Below are 21,969 nucleotides of genomic sequence, written 5' to 3'. Positions count from 1 at the left end.
ATGAAATATTCATTAGGGCCAGTGCTCTACTACTGGTCAAAAGAGACGCTGGAAGATTTTTACCAGCAGGCGGCAGGCTCCAGCGCGGATACGATTTATCTCGGTGAAGCGGTATGCAGCAAACGTCGCGCCACCAAGGTCGGTGACTGGATCGAGATGGCGAAAACGCTGGCGGGCAGCGGTAAACAGGTGGTGCTTTCCACTCTCGCGCTGGTGCAGGCCTCCTCTGAACTGGGCGAACTGAAGCGCTATGTCGATAACGGCGAATTTCTGATTGAAGCCAGCGACCTTGGCGTCGTCAACTTGTGCGCAGAGCGTAAGCTGCCGTTCGTCGCCGGACATGCGCTCAACTGCTATAACGCCGTCACCCTGCGTCTGCTGCTCAAGCAAGGAATGGTGCGCTGGTGTATGCCAGTTGAGCTTTCCCGCGACTGGCTGGCGAATCTGTTGACCCAGTGCGACGAGCTGGGCATTCGCAACCAGTTCGAGGTTGAGGTCCTGAGCTACGGCCATCTGCCGCTGGCCTACTCCGCCCGCTGCTTTACCGCCCGCTCGGAAGACCGGCCAAAAGACGAGTGCGAAACCTGCTGCATCAAATACCCCAACGGGCGCGACGTGCTCTCGCAGGAAAATCAACAGGTGTTCGTCCTCAACGGCATTCAGACCATGAGCGGCTACATCTACAATCTCGGAAATGAGCTAAGCACCATGAACGGGCTGGTCGATATGGTTCGCCTGTCGCCGCTGGGCAACGAAACCTTCGCGATGCTGGACGCCTTCCGCGCCAATGAAAACGGCGCAGCGCCACTGCCGTTGACGGCAAATAGCGACTGCAACGGCTACTGGCGACGCCTCGCCGGGCTGGAATTACAGAGCTGATATACCGCTCACTTTGTTAATGGCTATCGCTGCTTTTTAATGCACTATTAAAGTCGCAGCTTTTCTGGCCGGTGCATCACAGATGCGCCAGGCTGGAAGAAGACCTTCAATCTGATGACGATGCTGTTGCAAAGTGAGCCTTTATGACTGACAAATCTATTCCGTTCTCGGTGCTCGATCTGGCGCCGATCCCGCAAGGTTCTTCCGCCAAGGAAGCCTTTTCCCATTCATTAGACCTGGCGCAGCTGGCTGAAAAACGCGGCTATCATCGCTACTGGCTGGCAGAGCACCATAATATGGTCGGTATTGCCAGCGCTGCGACTTCAGTGCTGATTGGCTATCTTGCCGCGAATACCACCACTCTACACTTGGGCTCCGGCGGCGTGATGCTGCCCAACCATTCCCCACTGGTGATTGCCGAGCAGTTCGGTACGCTCAATACGCTTTATCCTGGGCGAATCGATCTTGGCCTTGGCCGCGCGCCGGGCAGCGATCAGCCCACCATGCGCGCTCTTCGTCGCCACATGAGCGGCGATGTCGATAACTTCCCGCGCGATGTCGCGGAGCTGGTGGATTGGTTTGACGCTCGCGACCCGAACCCGCACGTGCGCCCGGTTCCCGGCTATGGCGAGAAAATCCCGGTCTGGCTGCTCGGCTCCAGCCTGTACAGCGCTCAGTTAGCAGCCCAGCTTGGCCTGCCATTCGCCTTTGCCTCGCACTTCGCGCCGGATATGCTCTTCCAGGCCCTGCATCTCTATCGCTCTCATTTCAAACCGTCAGAACGGTTAGAGAAGCCGTACGCTATGGTGTGTATTAACATCATTGCCGCCGATAGCGACCGGGATGCGGAGTTCCTGTTTACCTCAATGCAGCAAGCATTCGTTAAACTACGCCGCGGCGAGGCAGGACAGCTGCCGCCACCGGTGCAAAATATGCATCAGCTATGGTCTGCCTCTGAACAGTATGGCGTCCAGCAGGCGCTGAGCATGTCGCTGGTGGGTGATAAAGCCAAAATCCGCCACGGGCTGGAATCCATCCTGCGGGAAACCCAGGCTGATGAAATCATGGTCAACGGCCAAATCTTCAATAATCAGGCACGCCTGCATTCATTTGATTTGGCGATGCAGGTGAAAGAAGAGCTTCTCGGATAGTGCGCAATGCGGCATTTTTGCCGCATTTTTTTTACCACAAATGACAAATTGTGACCGCCCTCATTCTTATCACTCCATTTCCCTCTTCTGGTTACGTTGAGCGTAATTACGTTACCCCGAGCGTAATTGTTCTCTAAAAATAGCAATGTTACTTTCTCTCTTGTTTTATTTTCCATAAATGAACGCGCAGAAAGAGAAACGCCATGAGCCAACCAACCGTCAATGCAATAAGGATCGGTGAGTGCTTATTAAAAGCACTATTAATGGAGGTCTGCGCCTGGCCTAAACCAGGCCTGGTGACGCCGCATTCTCAAGGTGCGCATAACGATATGGATATCTGGCTGTTTATTACCAGTACCTCGGCCATTGCCCCCTGTTTTCAGGCTTGCGCGCAGGCCGGAGAATATCATCAGGGCTCACTGGCTGATCTATTTCCCAAAGTACGTCTTATCGGAATTCAATACGAAGCCACGCTGCTGCAATCTACCCGACAGGTAAATACCCAGCGCGGCATTCTCTTTGCCGGGGCTATTCTGGCCGCCGCCGCCGGTTGGCTAAAAGGCCAGAATCAGTCGCTTACTCGCGAGTCATTAAGCCAGTGCGTCGCCGGTCTATGCCTCGATCTCTGCCGCAATGATTTCGCCGCGCTCACCCATCGTTCAGCACAAACCCACGGCGAGAAACTGTACCTGGAGTTTGGTGTGACCGGCGTGCGCGGCGAGGCGGAACAGGGCTTTCCGCTGGTCTGCCATATCGGGCTTCCTGCTCTGCATCAGGCGCTCTCTCTGGGGTTTGGCTGGCGTGAAGCGTTAATCCATACGCTGCTCGCGCTGATGGCACGCTGCGATGATACGACGGTGATTTCACGCGCGGGCCACCACACGTTGGATGAAATGAAACAACGTGCGCAGCGTCTGGTAAATATGGGAGGAATGAGTCATCCCGGTATCGAACATGAGCTTAACGAATTTAATGCATGGTGCCTGGACAAATGGGTCAGCCCAGGAGGGTCAGCAGACTTATTAGCACTGAGCCTGGCCATGTATTTTCTTTGTCATCAATCGTATGAGGATCCTACAAGGGAAGGAATATGAGTATCTATTTATATACGTTATTAACTTATGGCATGACGATTGTTATTTCGTTTGCCGTTGTCGGAATAATTGTAGGTGTTAATAGAGTAATGAATAAGCTGAATATCACCGACGACTAACACGCCCCTATTTTGCGTTATCAGGAATATATTTTATGGATATCTTTGTTAAGCTCTTTTCGGGCATCGGAACCTTTTTTATTGAAGACCCCAAAATAGCGATCGCGCGAATATTACTTATTATTCTGGGCTTTGCCCTGGCATGGATGGGTTTTCGCCGTAAGCTTGAACCGCTGATTATGGTGCCAATGGGCTTAGGTATGATTGCCGTCAACGCCGGGGTACTGTTTCTCGCTGACGGGCAAACCGGGACCTTAATTCTCGACCCGATGATCAGCGACCCAACAGATTTAGTGAACCTGATGCAGGTTAACTTCCTGCAGCCGGTGTACAACTTAACCTTCAGCAACGGCCTGATTGCCTGCATCGTTTTCTTTGGCATCGGCGCGATGAGCGACATCAGCTTTATTCTGCTTCGCCCCTGGGCCAGTATCGTTGTGGCGCTGTTCGCCGAAGCGGGTACCTTTGCCGCGCTGCTGCTGGGCATTGAAGTCTTTGGCCTCCCCGCCAATGAAGCGGCCTCTATTGCGACCATCGGCGGTGCCGACGGCCCGATGGTGCTCTTCGCCTCGCTGATTCTGGCACCGAATCTGTTTGTTCCTATCGCCATCATCGCCTACCTGTATCTGAGCCTGACCTATGCCGGTTACCCGTATCTGGTGCGCCTGCTGGTACCGAAAAAGTACCTCGGGATGGAAGTGGATATTGAGTATCCGACGGTGTCGAAAAAGGCGAAGTTCATCTTCACCGTTTGCGCCTGCCTGCTGCTGTGCCTGCTGTTGCCGGTCGCCGCCCCGCTGATCCTTTCGTTCTTCCTTGGGATCGCTATTAAAGAAGCCGAGATCGAACCGTTCCAGAAGCTGCTTGAATCCACCTTGACCTACACCGCAACGCTGTTCCTTGGCCTGCTGCTCGGCACGCTATGCGAAGCGCAAACCATTCTTGACCCGAAAGTCGGCATCATCCTGATCCTCGGTATCGGCGCGCTGGCTATCTCAGCAATTAGCGCCCTGCTTGGCGGCTGGTTTATCTGGCTTATCTCGAAAGGACGCTACAACCCAGCTATCGGTATCGCGGGGGTCTCGTGCCTGCCAACCACTGCCAAAATCGCACAAAAAGAAGTCAGCCATGAAAACCCTTACGCCGTCATTCTGCCGCTGGCGATGGGCGCAGGCGTCAGCGGCCTGATCGTTTCGGCTATCGCTACCGGGGTCTTTATCTCCACGCTATTCCTGTTGAAATAAGGGAGTTAAAAACATGCTTAAAGAGCACAACTGGCATCAACTTAAGGATGATACGGTACAGCGCCTGAATCTTCTGGCTCCGTATTTCCATGATGGGAAGATCATTGACGCCAAAGATACCGTCGCCGCGCTGGAGGCGGTGATCCGTAGCGCCGATCGCGTCAACATTGAAGGTAACAACCAGAAGCAGGCGGATTTTCTCGCCGAGTGCTTGTGTAAAGTGGATGTGGAAAAGATCTCCGGTCTGCATATGGTGCAGTCATCGGTACCGCTCAGTTCACACCTCGATCTGTTCGAGAAAGGCATTGCTGAAAAGCTCGATTTCGCCTATGCCGGACCGCAGGATGGTCGTCTGGCGCAGCTTATTCAGCAGGGCAAAATCAAGCTCGGGGCGATCCACACCTATCTGGAACTGTTCAGCCGCTATTTTGTCGATCTCACGCCGCGAGTTTCGCTGATCACGGCGTTTGAAGCGGATAAAGACGGCAACCTTTACACCGGCTTCAACACCGAAGATACGCCAGTGATCGCCGAGGCCACCCACTTCCGCCAGGGGCTCGTCATCGCCCAGGTAAACAAGATCGTCGATAAAGTACCGCGCGTCGATATTCCCGGCGACTGGGTAAATGCGGTTATTGAAGCGCCGCGCCCGTTCTATGTCGAGCCGCTATTCACCCGCGATCCGGCGCTAATCACTGATACCCATGTACTGATGGCGATGATGGCGCTTAAGGGTATCTATGCCGAATACGGCGTTGAGCGTATTAACCACGGCATCGGTTTCTTCACCTCCGCCATTGAACTGCTTCTGCCAACTTACGGCGAAGAGCTGGGGCTAAAAGGTAAAGTCTGTACTCACATGGTACTGAACCCGCATCCGACGCTGATCCCGGCGATCGAGAGCGGGTGGATCCAGTCCGTGCACTGCTTTGGCGGCGAGCTGGGAATGGAAAAATACGTCGCTGAACGCCCGGATGTGTTTTACATCGGCCAGGATGGCACCCTGCGGTCTAACCGCGCCTTCGCTCAGGCCGCCGGGCACTACGCGCTGGATATGTTTATCGGCGGCACGCTGCAAATCGACAAGTACGGCAACAGCAGCACCGCCACCGCCAGCCGCGTTTCCGGTTTCGGCGGCGCGCCGAATATGGGCTGCGATGCCAAAGGCCGCCGCCACGTCACCCAATCCTGGCTTAAGTGCGGCGAAGAGTTCAAGGCCACCCAGCAGCAGCTGATTGGCGATATGCCGCGCGGCAAGCGCCTGGTGGTGCAGATGCAGGAGACCTTCCGCGAGAAGCGCCAGCCTGCTTTCGTCGACAAACTGGACGCCTGGGAACTGGCGGAAAAAGCCGGTCTCGCCCTACCGCCGGTGATGGTTTACGCCGATGACGTCACCCACGTGCTCACCGAAGAGGGACTTGCCCACCTGCATCGCTGTGAAGGACTGGAACAACGCATGGCAGCGATTCGCGCCGTAGCGGGTTACACCGAAATCGGCCTCGCCGCCGACCCGGCACAAACGCAAGCGCTACGCGAAGCAGGTATTGTGCAAACGCCGGAAGATTTAGGTATCGACAGACGCCGCGCCAACCGCCAAATGCTGGCGGCGAAGAGTATTCGTGATTTGGTCGAGTGGTCCGGCGGACTGTACAACCCACCGGCTCGATTCCGTAACTGGTAAGGGAATAGCAAATGGCTCTACATCAAATATCACAGCATTTCAGCGGCAAAAGCGACCGTCCGTCCCTGCCGCAAACCGTGCACTGCGGCATCGTGGGCTCCGGCGATCTGGAAGTGTTGCTGGAACCCAAAGCCCTGGCAGGCGGAATCGACATCAGCATTTGTACGCCGGTCACCGGGTTCGATGCTATCTGGGAAATCGTCCTCACCCGTTTTCTCGATAACGGTCCGTTGGGCGATATGCAGGTCAGCATCAACGATAACAACGCGACGCCTGCGGTCGTGGCGTTACGAATTCAACAAGCATTACAACAGGCCATGCCGGGAGAAAACCATTATGAGTGATCTGCGTTTTCTGGAAGCCAGCGCTCGCGTTCGCGCCGAAGGGCTGGTGGATAAAGGCACATTTACCGAGCTTATCGGCCCGGCAGCAAAGCAGGTCAGCCCACATCTGCCGGTGCTGGGCGAAGCCGTGGAGTTCGATGACGGCGTAGTTACCGGTATTGGCCTGCTCGGCCAGCATCCGGCCATCGTTATCTCGCAAGAAGGACGCTTTATTGGCGGCTCCGTCGGTGAAGTCGGCGGCGCGAAGATGGTCGGCGCACTGATGCTGGCCGACGAACTGGCGGCGCAGACCCGCGACCCGGCACGTCGCCCCGTCGTGCTTATCTCCTTTGAAACTGGCGGCGTGCGCCTGCATGAAGCCAACGCCGGTTTGCTCGCCCATGCCGAATGTATGGATATGCTGCAAACCCTGCGCGGTCGCGTACCGGTTGTGGCGCTGATCGGCAGCAAGATCGGCTGCTTCGGCGGTATGGGCTTTGTCGCCGCCGCGACGGACCTGATCGTCATGAGCGAATCAGGCCGCCTCGGGCTGACCGGGCCGGAAGTTATCGAGCAGGAGATGGGTCGCAGCGAGTTCGACGCCTCTGACCGCGCACTGGTGTTCCGCACTACCGGCGGCAAGCATAAATACATCGTCGGCGACTGCAATTACCTGATTGCCGACTCGCTGGATGCCTTCCACCAGCAGGCTGCGCAAATTGCCGATTTATCCTGGCCCGATATTGAAGCAATGCGCCGAATTGGCAGCGAGGTAAAAGTCCGCGCACAGATGGCGCTGACGCAGAAAATCAACGAGCTTGCGCCGACCGATGCGCGCGATGTGTGGGCGGCAGCGGGAAATCCTGCCCCGCAATCACTGGTTGATATGAGCCTGGAAACCTTCCTGAGCAATGTCCAACGCCTGTCCGTGGAGGAAGCATGATGGAAAATTTACTCGGCCAGGGGCGCGCCGCCATCGACCTGATTGTCGATGAAGGCAGCTTTGCTGAAAACGCCCTTACGGGACTTAATCTGCCCTGCGATGACTACGGCCCCGGTGCCGTTGTCGGCAGCGCACGCATCAACGGTGAAATCTGCACGGTGATCGCCAACGACGCCATGACCTTCAATCCGCGCTTCCCGGTCGTTTATGCGGGGATCATCGGTCTGGAAGAGGGCTACAAAATGGCGCTGGCGGTCTACCGCACGCTGGCGATGGATAAAGACAAGCCCGCAGGCGAAAAACGCCCGCTGGTGCTGATTGTCGATACTCCGGGGAACGGGCCAGGCAAACTGGAAGAGATTATCGGCATGAATAAAGCGACCGGCGCATATCAGCTGGCACTAGCCGAAGCGCGCCATGCCGGGCACCCGATTATCGCTATGGTAATTGGTCGCGCCATTAGCGGCGCGTTTCTGTGCCACGGCCTGCAGGCCGACCATATCCTCAGTCTGACCTCAGAATTCGGCACCATGATTCACGTCATGCCACTAAGCAGCATCGCCCGTATTACGCGTCAGGATGTGGAACGTCTGAGCGAACTCTCCCGCAGCAACCCGGTCTTTGCGGCAGGTCCTGAGTTCTTCTGGCAACTGGGTGGCGTGGAGGAGTTAATCAAAACCATCCCGGAGATGAGAGAGGCAATTGTTCGGCATATTGGCGATGTGCGCCGGCAAAAACAGGACGTGAGTATTCAGGCCACCGGTCCGCAGGGCCGCGGGCTCTCCGGCGAAGAGCGCGGCGGCAGAAAAATGCGTGGCGTCATTCTGGCGCAGATGCACGATGAATATCAGCAAGTGGCGGCGCGTTATCTGCCCGACTGATGCAGGGGGAAAAGTAATATGAACGATCCCATCACCACGCTCGAATGGCTGACCCAGGCGCAGCCCGGTATTCCTTCATTTGAAGAGATGCCGCGCCGGACGCTGAACGACAAAGGCATTGCCGGCCCGACGGCGGCGCACGTTATTGAAGAGATCCATACGCCGCTCAACCTGGCGCTGGTCACCTTCACTACCGGCAGCAGCGCGTTTCAGAATATCGTCGGCGTTACGCACAGCGAGCTAACGCTGCGCGCCGCCGCCGGAAAACGGGCGCTGGCTGAATGCGGCGTTACCGCAGGGCAGAACGTGCTGGTGACCTATGCGCCGCTGGTTAACGTGTTTACTCGCCAGGCGCTGGACGAGAACGGCCTTCACTGGTCGTTTTTATCCCGCTCCTGCCGGGATGCGCTGCTTATCGCCCTGTGCCAGCAGTCGCCGGACGTGGTGGTGGGAGAGTCCTCATTTTTACGCGCTACCCTGGAGCAGGCACTGAAGATGGATCTGGCGGACAGGTTGCCGAAAAAGTTGACCTTGATAACCGCAGGAACGCCGTTGGATGAAGAACTGGTTCCGCTGGCGGCTTCGCTGGGCTATGCGCTGCATGACATTTATGGCTGTCAGGAGTTCGGCTGGCTGGTGCTTGATGGCGTCCCGCTACGCGATGATATTTCGCTGGTCCACGCTCCGCAGGGTGGCGACTGGCGGGAGGCCGTGGTGGGCGGTTTGCCGACTGGCGACAGTTTTCCCCTCGCTGCAAGCGGGCATCTTTGCAATCCGCAGGGGAAAATCCAGACCTGGAAGCGCCAGCGCACCACGCCGGAGTACGACATGGTGGTGATGGCAACCACTGCGCAAAGTCGGGAGATAGTTGAACGCACAGCGCGGACAATCTTGCGCATCAAGGGGCGAATTTGTCACGTCTCGACGCAGTTGAAAACCGAAGCTGACGCAACGCATATCCGGCTCTGGCCAAAAATGATCCCCGGCGAATGTACTGCAGGAGTCTCGCCTGTCGATATTATCGGCCCGCAGGCAACGGCCCAGTTCGACGCTCTGCTACAGGCACAACGGGATTTGCAGCAGCAGGCGAAAAACGATCCGGCGTGGTGTAAAGCACGATGATGCCCCTGCAACGGCATACCCTGTGCTGGCTGGAACCTTCGGCGCTGGATGCTATTGCGGCACGGCTCGAGAGTACATTCAGCAAGCTTCCAGCCGAGCTTCGGCGACAAGTTCGGGAATGTCTGTTGAGCGGGTCACTGCCGGGGATTGTGCGTCGTGGCGAACGGCATGAAGGGCTGGCTCCACTGGGTTTTTGTTTCCCTCTGCGCTGGCAAGAGCGGCGTTTACGTCTGGCTACAGAGGTGGCGTCATCGGCAATAACGCGTACCTCAACACCAGAGCAAACGGCCTCGCTTTCGGTTGCCGGACGCACTGATGCGATACGTGCATTTAATGTGTTAGCTCAGGGGTGGTGCTGGCCGGAAATTCAGCTCGGGGTATGGGGGTCGGTGGCACTGGAAATCGTTACTCCATGGCAATGGACTGATGCTCATTCCGATCTGGATATTCGTCTTGTTCCCAGCTCATTGATGGGTCTTAACGAATGCTGGGCCAGCATATGCAATATAGAACGGCAATTTCAGTTACGTATCGATGGCGAGATGTGTTTATCCGATGGATACGCCATCAATATCAAAGAATGGTTCAGTGGAAGCTCAACTCTGCTGGCTAAAAGTGAGAATGATGTTCAATTAATATCGCGACAGCAGATCGCGGCAGCAATGAGAACATTTTTCCGTTAAATATATCAAAGGAAATTAATATGTCAGAAGTTAAATCAAAAGTTCCGGGCGTGGTTGATGAAGTGAAAGCGGCTGCAGGGGATAAAATCGAAAAAGGCCAGGTGGTTATTGTGCTGGAAGCCATGAAAATGAAGATGCCTGTTGCTTCACCAGAGAGCGGAATATTAAAAACGCTCGCGGTTAATGTGGGCGACCGCATCAACCCAGGCATGGTATTATTTGAAATCGTTGCAGAGTAAAGTGAGTTAGTACGCATTTAATTAAAAAACAATGCGACATTCTATTGTGAGATTATTTCTATGTTAATGTCATATCAGTAAGCGCTTCGCTTGCTGATATGATAAATCATAGTGACTGAGAAAAACTGTGTTCTTATGAATGTCTGCAAATAAAAATCGCTATACTAAAAGCCGCTGATTTATTTTCTTATCATTTCCCCAATGCGGGTATCATCAAACCGTTTTGTGTTATTCGCTTTTAGTATGGATAGACAAAGAGAAACATCATGATTATTTACGGATTGATGTTAATGGGATTGTGCATGTTCGCCGGATTAATCATCGGCGATCTTCTGGGCCTGCTGCTGGGTATTTCGGCCAATATCGGCGGTATTGGCTTTGCCATGTTATTTCTGGTAGTCGCTTCGCAAAAGCTGACGGAAAAAGGATTACTATCGAAACCGGCTGAACAAGGAGTCGGTTTCTGGAATGCAATGTATATTCCGATAGTCGTCGCTATGTCCGCAAACCAAAATGTTATTGCCGCGCTCAAAGGCGGTCCGGTTGCGCTCATTGCAGGCCTGGGTGCCGTTTTCATCGGCTTCCTGCTGATTAAACCGTTAAGCAAAATCGGCGGTCGTGGCGTTCAGGGAAGTTCCGCCGTTAGCGAGGAATGCAAATAATGGAGCAGCTTACAAAGATTCTTACCGGTAACTTCACCAGCAACGGCTTGATTACCGCCTTTGTCGTGGTGGGGATCGTGTGCTGGGCAGCAAGCTGGATCTCTACGCATCTGCTTCGCGGCAAGATTCATAGTTCGGCTATCGCGATCGTCGCCGGGCTACTGCTGGCATGGCTTGGCGGGGAACTGACCGGCGGTAAAAAGGGCATTGCCGACATCAGCCTCTTCAGCGGTATTGCACTGATGGGCGGCGGCATGTTCCGCGATTTCGCTATCATCTCTACCGCCTTCGGCGTAAAGCTTGAAGAGCTGAAAAAAGCAGGGATTGCAGGCGCGCTGGCATTGGTTATCTCAACCGTGCTCTCTTTTTATCTTGGCGCAATTGTCGCATGGGCTTTTGGCTATACAGATGCGATCAGTATGGCGACCATCGGTGCCGGGGCTGTGACCTTTATCGTTGGCCCGGTGACTGGCGCAGCGCTCGGCGCGAGCTCCGATGTTATTGCACTTAGCATCGCCGCGGGTGTCATTAAATCCATTGCTGTCATGATATTAACGCCGCTGGTAGCGAAAGCCGCAGGTTTAAATTCACCAGCCGCCGCCATTGTTTACGGCGGATTAATGGGTTCCACCAGTGGCGTTGCCGCAGGTCTGGCCGCGACCGACCCCAAACTGGTTCCCTATGGCGCGATGACGGCAACGTTTTATACCGGGCTCGGATGTCTATTGGCGCCATCAGCGCTCTATCTCTCTTTAACCCCCTTCTTTTAATAACACACGCCTGCTGCCATCGCGGCAGGCACAAGGGATATCTATGTATTCATTTCAGCGAATGAAGCCTGGACAAATTGCGCTTCTGGCCTCACTTTGCACGCAAGAAGATGAAGAGAATTTTCGTCAGAAACTGACGACCGATAAGCCTGAGCATAAGGTCGGTTTTGCTTTTATGGCGGGAGCATCAGATGAGATAAAAGCTAAGCTACAGCGCTGCGTCATTGGCTGCGCCTTTAAGCACCAGATTATTACCCGGCAGGAGACCGCCATCTTTACACTATGCCAGGCCAGCCATCAGGCGCTTAGCCATGCCTTAGCCAACAACATTAATGGCGATCGTATCAGAATCAAAATCGCCTTGGTGAGTAATCCGCGATGGCTTGCCGTCTCTATTTACGGCGAAACGGTGGTATATCAACGGCTAAGCCAGGAGCTCATGGGGTTTTCTCTGTGTCGTTTTTCTCCATCATAAGCTGCCTTGCATACATGCGGCACTCGGCTAACAAAGACAGCAAGCCAGGGTGATTTTCCTGGCTACGAGGGAAGACCAGCGAGATTTCCTGCTCCATCCGATAGGGTTCCTGCAACGGTAGCAGGCGAATTCCGCTTCTGAACAACCCGCTCATCCGCCCGGGGATCAAGGTATAACCCACTCCGGCATTAACCATACTCATCAATGAAAATACATCATGAACCCGAACGGTAATATCAGGGGTAAATCCGGCAATCTGAAACGCTTCCTGAAAACCTCGCCAGGTGGCAAAACCTTCGCTTAAGGCAATAAATTTTTTATTTTGCAGATGCCGTAAATCAACAGGCGTAGATAAACTGTCAGCATCCGTAACCGGTACCGCAAGGAAAATTGAATCAGAGAATATTGTCCATGTTTCGAATAGCTGAACGTTGTAATCATCGGGCGTCGAAATCAGGACTGCATCAATCTTCCCTTCGTTAAGGGCTTCTAGTAATTTCTTATTAGAGTTCATGATGAATTCAATCGTAAGATCCGGACAGCGTTTTTTTAGCCCCTGGACAATTTGTGGCGCAGTCTTTAATACAAGTGAATATAGTAATCCCAATCGTAGAACCTGAGTGTGATATCCAGAGGCTTCGCGAGTAAGATAAATACATCGCTCCATCGAGTTAATCACTTCCCGAGCTTGTTTCTGCATAACCCATGCCCCAGGCAAAGGATGAAGGTTCCGACCATTATGGGTAAACAAAGGGCAGCGTAAATTATCCTCCAGTGAATGAAGAGCACGATGGACACTAACGGATGAAATGTTCATCAGTTCTGCTGTTTTCGATATATTCATCGATTCCATATAGCTAAGGAAGATCTCGAGTTTCCGCAGAGTAATATCATTATTCAGCATATAAATATTCCCTTATTCAAGACAATATTTATAGTAAGAGAAATTAAGAGAATATTTTTTGAGCCAGATCGTTAAATCTGGCTCGGCTATAAATTCAATTATTGATAAGTCGGTAATACATTAAAACTCGACAGGAAATGCACTATGACGTTACCCAAACCGAACAGTAAAACCAGCGCAATCATCGGCTTTCCACCCCAAACGCGAAACAACGGGCTACCAAAACGTTTACGCGATGCACGAGCTAACAGCGCCGGTACAATTGCCGCCCAGATTGTGGCTGCCAGACCCGCATATCCGATGGCATACAGGAAACCATTCGGCCACAGCAGGCCACCAATCATCGGCGGCATAAAAGTGAGAATCGCGGTTTTAAAGCGCCCTAACGCGGAATCATCAAAACCGAACAAATCTGCCAGATAATCAAACAGGCCGAGAGTGACGCCAAGGAATGAACTGGCAACCGCAAAGTTTGAGAAGATAACTAACAGCAGATCCAGACTACGACTGTTCAGTACGCCACTCAGTGCCTGAACCAGCACATCAATATTACCGCCCTTCTGTGCAATACCGATAAATTCCGGACGTGGAATGTTACCCATCGTCACCAGCAGCCAAACGACATACAGCCCCAGCGCCAGCAGCGTGCCGTAAACCAAGCACTTAACGATAGTGCGTGGATTCTTGCCGTAATACTTCATCAGGCTCGGCACGTTGCCGTGATAGCCAAAAGATGCCAGGCAGAAAGGCAGCGTCATCAGCAAGTACGGCATATACGAAGCATTTTGTTCGGCGACGTTAAACAATGTTGTCGGCTGAACGTGGCCCAGCAGGCTACCGAAGGTCAGAAAGAAGGTAATGACCTTCGCACCCAAAACAATGGCCGTCATTCGACTCACCGCTTTAGTACTCAACCAGACGATAAACGCAACCAGCAGCGCAAAACCAAAGCCTGCGGCTCGAGCCGGAACGTTCAACGACATTTCCGCAAAAGTATGATGCAGGATCGAGCCGCTGGCGGAGATGTAGGCGTAGGTCAGGATATAAAGTACAAAAGCAATAGATACGCCATTGATTAGATTCCAGCCTCTGCCAAGCAGATCTTTAGTAATAGTGTCGAAGCTGGAACCAATCCGATAATTCAGGTTTGCTTCAAGGATCATCAATCCGGAATGCAGCATGCAAAACCAGGTAAAAACCAGTGCTGCCAGCGACCAGAAAAACCACGCACCGGACATGACCACCGGCAGCGAGAACATACCCGCGCCAATAATTGTCCCGCCGATAATCACCACGCCGCCAAACAAGGACGGTCGGGTTGCCGTAGTGGTAAGTGTCGCCATTTGCCGAAATCTCCAGTCGAAAATACTTTATCTCATTATGAATGTGACGCACTGTACCAGTACACGAGTACAAAAGAAATAAAAAAAGCCCCAATCATAAAGATCGGGGCTGTATCATTTACTTTACGTTAGCGGATAATGCTAATTACGCATCGCCACCGAAACGACGACGGCCTGCGGAGTCATCACGACGCGGAGCAGCACCGGCATCATCGCGGCGCGGTGCGCGGTTACCACCGTCACGACGCTCGCCGCTGAAACGACGACCATCACCACGACCACCTTCACGGCGTTCGCCGCCAAACCCACGGCTTTCACGACGCTCACCGCCACCGAAACCACGGCCGCCTTCACGACGCTCGCCGCCGCCGCGACGTTCGCCGCTGCGCTCAGGACGCGGCTGAGCATCACCCAGCAGCTGCATGTTCATCGGTTTGTTCAGAATGCGAGTACGAGTAAAGTGCTGCAGTACTTCACCCGGCATGCCTTTCGGCAGCTCGATGGTGGAGTGAGAAGCAAACAGCTTAATGTTACCGATGTAACGGCTGCTGATATCGCCTTCGTTAGCAATCGCGCCAACGATATGACGAACTTCAACGCCATCATCACGGCCCACTTCAATACGGTACAGTTCCATATCGCCAACGTCACGACGCTCACGCTTAGGACGATCTTCGCCACTGCGTTCAGGGCGATCACCGCGCGGGCCACGATCGTTGCGGTCGCCACGACGCTCGAAACGATCGTCACGGTCACGGAACTCACGCTTCGGACGCATCGGCGCATCCGGAGGCAGGATCAGCGGACGTTCACCCTGAGCCATTTTCAGCAGCGCTGCGGCCAGAGTTTCAACATCCAGCTCTTCGCCTTCAGCAGATGGCTGGATTTTCGCCAGCAGTGCGCGGTACTGATCCAAATCGCTGCTTTCCAGCTGCTGCTGAACTTTCGCGGCAAATTTTTCCAGGCGACGTTTGCCCAGCAGCTCTGCGTTCGGCAGTTCGACTTCAGGAATGGTCAGCTTCATAGTACGTTCGATGTTGCGCAGCAGACGACGCTCGCGGTTCTCAACGAACAGCAGCGCACGGCCAGCACGACCCGCACGACCGGTACGGCCAATACGGTGAACGTAAGACTCTGAATCCATCGGGATATCATAGTTAACAACCAGGCTGATACGCTCAACGTCCAGGCCACGGGCCGCAACATCGGTAGCGATCAGGATATCCAGACGACCGTCTTTCAGACGCTCCAGAGTCTGCTCACGTAGGGACTGGTTCATGTCGCCGTTCAGCGCGGCGCTGTTGTAGCCGCTACGCTCCAGCGCTTCGGCCACTTCCAGGGTCGCGTTTTTGGTACGCACGAAAATAATCGCCGCATCAAAATCTTCCGCTTCCAGGAAACGCACCAGCGCTTCGTTTTTACGCATACCGTAAGCAGTCCAGTAGCTCTGGCTGATGTCCGGGCGAGTAGTGACGCTGGACTGGATGCGAACTTCCTGCGGCTCTTTCATAAAGCGGCGGGTAATACGACGAATCGCTTCCGGCATGGTGGCGGAGAACAGAGCGGTCTGATGACCTTCCGGGATCTGCGCCATAATCGTTTCTACGTCTTCGATAAAGCCCATGCGCAGCATTTCGTCAGCTTCATCCAGTACCAGACCGCTCAGTTTAGAGAGATCCAGCGTACCGCGTTTCAGGTGATCCAGTAGACGACCCGGGGTACCGACAACGATTTGTGGCCCCTGACGCAGTGCGCGTAGCTGCACGTCATAACGCTGGCCGCCGTAAAGGGCAACCACGTTTACGCCGCGCATATGTTTAGAAAAATCCGTCATTGCTTCAGCTACCTGTACCGCCAGTTCGCGGGTCGGTGCCAGCACCAGAATCTGCGGCGCTTTCAGCTCAGGATCAAGGTTGTTCAGCAGCGGTAAAGAAAACGCTGCGGTTTTACCGCTACCCGTCTGGGCCATACCCAGAACGTCACGGCCGCCCAGAAGATGCGGAATGCACTCAGCCTGGATCGGAGATGGTTTTTCGTAACCCAGATCGTTAAGCGCTTCAAGGATGGGAGCCTTCAGGCCCAGATCTGCAAAAGTGGTTTCGAATTCAGCCATGTAGTACGTGTGCCTCAAAATTAATGGCGGCCAGTCTACATAACTCATCGTGAAAATTTACGGTAATTTTCATTGAAAAGTGTGAACCGGCTCAAAGTAGGTGTATTAACGAACAACAACGCCCTCACCCGTTAAGGTGATGGCAATAAAAAAATTGGGCTGATGTGTTCGTCAGCTATTGCTGGTCCGATTCTGCCAGGTCATCTTGCTCCTGGCCCAAGAGCGATAATTCCAACAATGCGTATCGGTGCTCAACGTAGTTATGAACGTTGTTTGCGACCGCCAGTTTGAACAGTGCCGTAGCGCTGTCCTTGTCCCCCAGACTTAGGTAGTACTTACCTAAATAGAAGTTGGTTTCACTGAGATGCTCAGCGAGCGAGGTGTTATCCGTTGCGTCTGCCTTCAGACGGTCCATTAGCTCTTTTTCGCTAATGTCGCCAAGGTAGAACCCGACAATGTTCCATCCCCATTGTTCTTTGTCCGATTTGTCTAAGCGCTGTCTCAGTGCTTCAAGCGCCTGCTTCTCATCGAGCTTACGCTCAGCGAGATAAAGCCACAGGCTTCGGAAAGGATCATTGGGATCGTCTTGATAAAACGCCAGCAGATCATCTTGCGCTAACTTAGCACGACCACCGTAATACAGAGCGATGCCGCGATTTAAGTGCGCGTAGTTGTAAGTTGGATCAAGCTCAAGTACAGAATCAAACGCTTCATAGGCAGCATCAAAATTGCCTGCCTGCGTTAAATAAATGCCTAAGTAGTTGAATACTTCAGGCATATCTGGTCGGATTGCCAGCGCTTGTGAAAAATCATTTCGCGCTAATGCCCTCAGACCGAGACTATCATACAACACTCCGCGCTCATATAAAAGCTGTGCGCGTTCGTCATCGGTTAAAGCCCGACTGGCAAGAATTTGTTCCATGCGCGCCAGAATCACTTCTTGCTGCAAAGTCGGTTGCAATGGCACCGCGAGGACTGCGTCCTTACGCCAGGCAGAATTGCTGCATCCTGCCAGCGTGAGAGCTGTCGCCACGAAACACCAGCGCAAAAAAGGCTTCATTTCCCACTCCCGAAGACAACGATTGGATGAACGTCCAGTTCCCCGGCTGCAAACAAGGCGTCCTGCCCGTAATACGCCCTCCGCAATGCGGAGGGCAAACGGCAACCTTACTCGCCCTGTTCAGCGGCCGGAGCTTCCGGCGCGTTCGCAGGCTGAGTTTGTTCAGTTGCTTCTTTAATGCTCAGACGGACACGGCCCTGGCGGTCAACTTCCAGAACTTTAACCGGTACTTCCTGACCCATCTGCAGGTAGTCAGTCACTTTCTCAACGCGCTTATCGGCGATTTGAGAAATATGAACCAGACCTTCTTTACCGCCGCCAATGGCAACAAACGCGCCAAAGTCAACGATACGGGTCACTTTACCATTGTAGATACGGCCAACTTCGATCTCAGCAGTGATCTCTTCGATACGACGGATAGCATACTTCGCTTTCTCACCGTCGGTCGCTGCGATCTTCACAGTACCGTCATCTTCGATTTCGATAGTAGTGCCGGTTTCTTCGGTCAGAGCACGAATAACAGAACCGCCCTTACCGATAACGTCTTTGATCTTGTCCGGGCTGATCTTAATGGTATGGATACGCGGAGCGAACTGAGAGATGTCGCCGCGCGGCGCGTTGATCGCCTGTTCCATCACGCCCAGGATGTGCAGACGCGCACCTTTAGCCTGGTTCAGAGCAACCTGCATGATCTCTTTGGTGATACCTTCAATTTTGATATCCATCTGCAGCGCAGAGATACCATCGCGGGTACCCGCCACTTTGAAGTCCATATCGCCCAGGTGATCTTCATCGCCAAGGATGTCAGACAGAACAACAAAGTTCTCGCCTTCTTTCACCAGACCCATTGCGATACCCGCAACGGCGGCTTTAATCGGCACACCTGCGTCCATCAGCGCCAGAGAAGCACCACACACGGAAGCCATGGAAGAAGAACCATTGGATTCGGTGATTTCAGACACAACTCGTACGGTGTACGGGAATTTGTCCAGATCCGGCATCACTGCCAGCACGCCGCGTTTCGCCAGACGACCATGACCGATTTCACGACGCTTCGGAGAACCAACCATGCCAGTCTCGCCTACGCAGTACGGAGGGAAGTTGTAGTGGAACAGGAAGTTGTCAGTGCGCTCGCCCATCAGCTCGTCGAGGTTCTGTGCATCACGGGTGGTGCCCAGGGTCGCGGTAACCAGCGCCTGAGTTTCGCCACGGGTGAACAGTGCAGAACCGTGAGTACGTGGCAGTACGCCAGTACGAACGTCCAGACCGCGGATCATGTCTTTTTCGCGACCATCAATACGCGGCTCGCCTGCCAGTACGCGGCTACGAACAACGTTTTTCTCGATAGCGTGCAGGATTTCACCCAGTTCGTTAGCGTCCAGGGTTTCATCTTCCGCAACCAGAGTAGCGATGGTTTCAGATTTGATCACGTCAACCTGAGCATAACGCTCTTGTTTGTCAGTGATGCGGTAAGCATCGCTCAGGCGAGCTTCAGCCAGCGCAGCAACCCGCGCATTCAGCGCTTCGTTTACGGCTTCAGGCTGCCAATCCCAGCGTGGTTTACCGGCTTCTTTTACCAGGTCGTTGATCGCCTGGATAACAACCTGCTGCTGATCGTGACCAAACACAACAGCACCCAGCATCTGGTCTTCACTCAGCAGTTCCGCTTCGGATTCAACCATCAGCACAGCACCTTCTGTACCGGCAACAACCAGGTTCAGCTTGCTTTCCTTCAGCTCGTCCTGAGTCGGGTTCAGTACGTATTGGTCATTGAGATAACCAACACGTGCAGCGCCGATAGGGCCGTTGAACGGAATGCCGGACAGGGACAGGGCAGCAGATGCACCAATCATTGCCACGATATCCGGGTTAACCTGCGGGTTAACGGAAACGACAGTTGCAATAACCTGGACTTCGTTAACGAAGCCTTCCGGGAACAGCGGACGAACCGGGCGGTCAATCAGACGCGCGATCAACGTTTCGCCTTCACTCGGACGGCCTTCACGACGGAAGAAGCTACCCGGAATACGACCAGCAGCGTAGGTACGCTCCTGATAGTTAACGGTCAGCGGAAAGAAGTCCTGGCCTGGTTTCGCTTTTTTCTGACCAACAACGGTAACAAATACCGCAGTGTCATCCATGCTTACCATTACGGCGGCAGTTGCCTGACGCGCCATCATGCCAGTTTCCAGCGTTACGGTATGTTGGCCGTACTGGAATTTACGAACGATCGGATTAAGCAAAGTTCTATCCTTTTTATATATCGATGACATCGTATCCACGATACGATATCTAATGACCCGATCCCCTGCATCCTCGCGACTAATGACAACCTTTACCCGCCCCTGCGGATGAAGCCTCTCATTAGCCGCGCGAACCTCTGCACGAAGATCATTAATAGCAACAATACATGAGTTTCCAGTGAATTGCTGCCGCCCGGTCGAAAAAAGGGGCCGTGAGGCCCCTTTTCTGAAACTCGCAGAATTAGCGACGCAGACCCAGACGCTCGATCAGCGAAGAGTAACGTGCAACATCTTTACGTTTCAGGTAGTCGAGCAGTTTACGACGCTGAGAAACCATACGCAGCAGACCACGACGGCTGTGGTGATCTTTTTTGTGCTCTGCAAAGTGACCTTGCAGGTGGTTGATCTGTGCAGTCAGCAGGGCAACCTGAACTTCAGTAGAACCGCTGTCGTTTTCGCCACGACCAAACTCAGAAACGATTTTTGCTTTAGCTTCAACGCTTAGAGACATTTTCAAACTCCAAAAATTAAAAGAAAGAAAGGGTGCCGATCTCTAATTCAGCAACCCCTGATATAACACCCGAAAATGTTAAAACACTTTGGCGGGCATTAAGCGGCGATATTCTACTCGCAGCAGCCTTTTATCGCAAGAAAAGCACTCAGGCAGGGTATTCAACCACCAGCCGACGGGGAGCCACACGGCCTTCGTCGTCAATCTCACCCATGCCAAGAAACTTTTCTTCTTCACCTTCGGTCACACGAACTAATCCGTGCAGCCCCGCGCCCGAGGTACGAACGGGGTTACCGTTTTTAAAGTATACTGCCGAAGTTTCCGGAATATTAACCAGCGGATAATCCGAAGCGGGACTGTCCATTGGCATCAGTAACGGGTCCAAAAGCTGCGCTGCTGGAATATCTTGCGTATTAGCCTGCTCAACCAGAGCCTGCAGTTGCTCCAGTGTCACCATCCGCTCAACCGGGTATTTACTGACCGCAAGACGACGCAGGAAAATCACATGCGCACCGCAGCCAAGTTTCTCACCTAGATCATCGATAATTGTGCGAATGTAGGTACCTTTAGAACAGTGAATTTCCAGCTCAAGTTCATCACCTTCATGACGGATGAACAGTAGCTCATAGACTGTAATTGGTCGGGATTCACGTGGTACTTCAATCCCCTGACGGGCATATTCGTACAGTTTTTTCCCTTGGTATTTCAGCGCCGAATACATCGACGGTACCTGCTGGGTTTCCCCACGGAAGCTGTCGAGTGCCGCAGCAAGCTGTTCCGCGCTAAAGGTCATCGCACGTTCTTCCACGACCTGCCCATCGGCATCAGAAGTATCAGTTCGCTGACCAAGCTTAGCAATCACGCGGTAGCGCTTATCGGAATCCAGCAGATACTGGGAAAATTTGGTCGCTTCCCCAAGGCAAATCGGCAGCATACCGGTCGCAAGAGGATCCAGTGCACCAGTGTGCCCGGCCCGGTTGGCGTTATAAATACGTTTTACTTTCTGTAGCACGTCGTTACTGGACGCACCTTGCGGTTTATCCAGCAACAATACGCCGTGCACATCACGACCGCGACGACGAGGACGACTCATTAGTCCTCCTTACTGTCGTCCGGGTTCACACGACGTTCATCATCATGCTTCACCACGCTGGTTACCAGATTCGACATGCGCATCCCTTCTACTAATGAGTTGTCGTAGAAGAACGTCAGCTCAGGAACGATACGCAGGCGCATTGCTTTCCCCAGCAGCGAGCGGATAAAACCGGATGCTTCCTGCAACGCTTTGATACCCGCTTTTACAGCGGCTTCATCCTGGTCGTTCAGAAAGGTAACAAACACTTTGGCATAGGCCAGATCGCGAGACATTTCCACGCCGGAAACGGTCGTCATCATGCCCAGGCGCGGGTCTTTAATTTCGCGTTGCAGGATAATAGCAATCTCTTTTTGCATCTCCTGCGCTACGCGCTGCGGGCGACCAAATTCTTTCGCCATAATAAATTCTCCAGACAAATAAGGGGGCCACGCGG

At 53.5% G+C, this 21,969-nt stretch carries 23 protein-coding genes; 14 read left to right on the top strand and 9 right to left on the bottom strand.

Going from position 1 to position 21,969, the window contains the following annotated elements; translation table 11 throughout:
- The 14 genes from QVF11_RS00800 to QVF11_RS00735 all read left to right on the top strand — a co-directional run bounded on the left by QVF11_RS00800 (position 1) and on the right by QVF11_RS00735 (position 12,266).
- The gene (locus QVF11_RS00800) at positions 1–879 is read left to right on the top strand and encodes a U32 family peptidase (RefSeq protein ID WP_167492719.1); all 879 of its coding nucleotides are present in this window, start codon (positions 1–3) and stop codon (positions 877–879) included.
- A 143-nt stretch (positions 880–1,022) separates the two neighbouring features.
- Positions 1,023–2,030, top strand: a complete 1,008-nt coding sequence (locus QVF11_RS00795; RefSeq protein WP_287854828.1) for a luciferase-like monooxygenase — start codon at positions 1,023–1,025, stop codon at positions 2,028–2,030.
- Between the two features lie 203 nt (positions 2,031–2,233).
- Positions 2,234–3,124, top strand: coding sequence for a triphosphoribosyl-dephospho-CoA synthase (locus tag QVF11_RS00790; RefSeq protein ID WP_112213584.1), 891 nt, complete (start codon positions 2,234–2,236; stop codon positions 3,122–3,124).
- Positions 3,125–3,278: 154 nt separating this feature from the next.
- Positions 3,279–4,487, top strand: coding sequence for a Na+-transporting malonate decarboxylase, carboxybiotin decarboxylase subunit (gene madB / locus QVF11_RS00785; RefSeq protein WP_112213583.1), 1,209 nt, complete (start codon positions 3,279–3,281; stop codon positions 4,485–4,487).
- Positions 4,488–4,500: 13 nt separating this feature from the next.
- Positions 4,501–6,168 (top strand): malonate decarboxylase subunit alpha, encoded by a 1,668-nt coding sequence (mdcA, locus tag QVF11_RS00780; RefSeq protein ID WP_287854825.1) that lies wholly within the window; start codon positions 4,501–4,503, stop codon positions 6,166–6,168.
- Positions 6,169–6,179: 11 nt separating this feature from the next.
- The gene (gene mdcC, locus QVF11_RS00775) at positions 6,180–6,512 is read left to right on the top strand and encodes a malonate decarboxylase acyl carrier protein (RefSeq protein WP_110272885.1); all 333 of its coding nucleotides are present in this window, start codon (positions 6,180–6,182) and stop codon (positions 6,510–6,512) included.
- Complete coding sequence (locus QVF11_RS00770; RefSeq protein ID WP_112213581.1) at positions 6,505–7,434, top strand: biotin-independent malonate decarboxylase subunit beta; 930 nt, start codon at positions 6,505–6,507, stop codon at positions 7,432–7,434. The genes mdcC and QVF11_RS00770 overlap by 8 nt, the downstream gene beginning before the upstream one ends.
- Complete coding sequence (gene mdcE / locus QVF11_RS00765; protein ID WP_142512730.1) at positions 7,434–8,315, top strand: biotin-independent malonate decarboxylase subunit gamma; 882 nt, start codon at positions 7,434–7,436, stop codon at positions 8,313–8,315. The genes QVF11_RS00770 and mdcE overlap by 1 nt, the downstream gene beginning before the upstream one ends.
- Positions 8,316–8,333: 18 nt before the next feature.
- Positions 8,334–9,437, top strand: a complete 1,104-nt coding sequence (locus tag QVF11_RS00760) for an acyl carrier protein (protein ID WP_287854823.1) — start codon at positions 8,334–8,336, stop codon at positions 9,435–9,437.
- The gene (gene mdcG, locus QVF11_RS00755) at positions 9,434–10,120 is read left to right on the top strand and encodes a malonate decarboxylase holo-[acyl-carrier-protein] synthase (protein WP_287854821.1); all 687 of its coding nucleotides are present in this window, start codon (positions 9,434–9,436) and stop codon (positions 10,118–10,120) included. The genes QVF11_RS00760 and mdcG overlap by 4 nt, the downstream gene beginning before the upstream one ends.
- 20 nt (positions 10,121–10,140) lie before the next feature.
- Positions 10,141–10,359 (top strand): acyl-CoA carboxylase biotin carboxyl carrier protein subunit, encoded by a 219-nt coding sequence (locus tag QVF11_RS00750; protein ID WP_112213577.1) that lies wholly within the window; start codon positions 10,141–10,143, stop codon positions 10,357–10,359.
- A 266-nt stretch (positions 10,360–10,625) separates the two neighbouring features.
- Positions 10,626–11,021 carry a malonate transporter subunit MadL gene (gene madL, locus QVF11_RS00745; RefSeq protein ID WP_112213576.1) on the top strand — a complete coding sequence of 132 codons (396 nt, stop codon included), beginning with the start codon at positions 10,626–10,628 and terminating at the stop codon, positions 11,019–11,021.
- Positions 11,021–11,791 (top strand): malonate transporter subunit MadM, encoded by a 771-nt coding sequence (gene madM, locus QVF11_RS00740; RefSeq protein WP_112213575.1) that lies wholly within the window; start codon positions 11,021–11,023, stop codon positions 11,789–11,791. The genes madL and madM overlap by 1 nt, the downstream gene beginning before the upstream one ends.
- 43 nt (positions 11,792–11,834) lie before the next feature.
- Positions 11,835–12,266 carry a HutP family protein gene (locus QVF11_RS00735; RefSeq protein WP_112213574.1) on the top strand — a complete coding sequence of 144 codons (432 nt, stop codon included), beginning with the start codon at positions 11,835–11,837 and terminating at the stop codon, positions 12,264–12,266.
- On the opposite strand, the gene QVF11_RS00730 is transcribed toward QVF11_RS00735, so the two are convergent.
- The 9 genes from QVF11_RS00730 to rbfA form a co-directional block, all read right to left on the bottom strand.
- Positions 12,229–13,170, bottom strand: coding sequence for a LysR family transcriptional regulator (locus QVF11_RS00730; RefSeq protein WP_112213573.1), 942 nt, complete (start codon positions 13,168–13,170; stop codon positions 12,229–12,231). The genes QVF11_RS00735 and QVF11_RS00730 overlap by 38 nt on opposite strands.
- Positions 13,171–13,268: 98 nt before the next feature.
- On the bottom strand, positions 13,269–14,513 hold the full coding sequence (gene mtr, locus QVF11_RS00725; protein WP_287854815.1) for a tryptophan permease: 1,245 nt from the start codon (positions 14,511–14,513) through the stop codon (positions 13,269–13,271).
- 145 nt (positions 14,514–14,658) lie between these two features.
- Positions 14,659–16,626 carry a DEAD/DEAH family ATP-dependent RNA helicase gene (locus QVF11_RS00720; RefSeq protein ID WP_142512704.1) on the bottom strand — a complete coding sequence of 656 codons (1,968 nt, stop codon included), beginning with the start codon at positions 16,624–16,626 and terminating at the stop codon, positions 14,659–14,661.
- Positions 16,619–16,699 (bottom strand): protein YrbN, encoded by an 81-nt coding sequence (gene yrbN / locus QVF11_RS00715; RefSeq protein WP_085903200.1) that lies wholly within the window; start codon positions 16,697–16,699, stop codon positions 16,619–16,621. The genes QVF11_RS00720 and yrbN overlap by 8 nt, the downstream gene beginning before the upstream one ends.
- A gap of 102 nt (positions 16,700–16,801) precedes the next feature.
- Positions 16,802–17,686: a lipoprotein NlpI gene (nlpI, locus tag QVF11_RS00710; protein WP_110272873.1), complete on the bottom strand. Its 885-nt coding sequence runs from the start codon at positions 17,684–17,686 to the stop codon at positions 16,802–16,804.
- A gap of 107 nt (positions 17,687–17,793) precedes the next feature.
- Positions 17,794–19,929, bottom strand: a complete 2,136-nt coding sequence (pnp, locus tag QVF11_RS00705; RefSeq protein WP_112213570.1) for a polyribonucleotide nucleotidyltransferase — start codon at positions 19,927–19,929, stop codon at positions 17,794–17,796.
- Positions 19,930–20,170: 241 nt separating this feature from the next.
- Positions 20,171–20,440 (bottom strand): 30S ribosomal protein S15, encoded by a 270-nt coding sequence (rpsO, locus tag QVF11_RS00700; RefSeq protein ID WP_004106090.1) that lies wholly within the window; start codon positions 20,438–20,440, stop codon positions 20,171–20,173.
- Between the two features lie 148 nt (positions 20,441–20,588).
- Entirely contained in the window at positions 20,589–21,533 is a 945-nt protein-coding gene (truB, locus tag QVF11_RS00695) for a tRNA pseudouridine(55) synthase TruB (protein ID WP_112213569.1), read from the bottom strand.
- Complete coding sequence (gene rbfA / locus QVF11_RS00690; protein WP_110272870.1) at positions 21,533–21,934, bottom strand: 30S ribosome-binding factor RbfA; 402 nt, start codon at positions 21,932–21,934, stop codon at positions 21,533–21,535. Before rbfA ends, truB begins: the two co-directional genes overlap by 1 nt.
- Positions 21,935–21,969: the final 35 nt, after the last annotated feature.

The organism is Klebsiella sp., assembly GCF_027492335.1.
Classification (GTDB): domain Bacteria; phylum Pseudomonadota; class Gammaproteobacteria; order Enterobacterales; family Enterobacteriaceae; genus Klebsiella; species Klebsiella huaxiensis.
The sequence above is the reverse complement of the archived record's forward strand: the minus strand, read 5'-3'. Positions and strand labels throughout refer to the sequence as shown.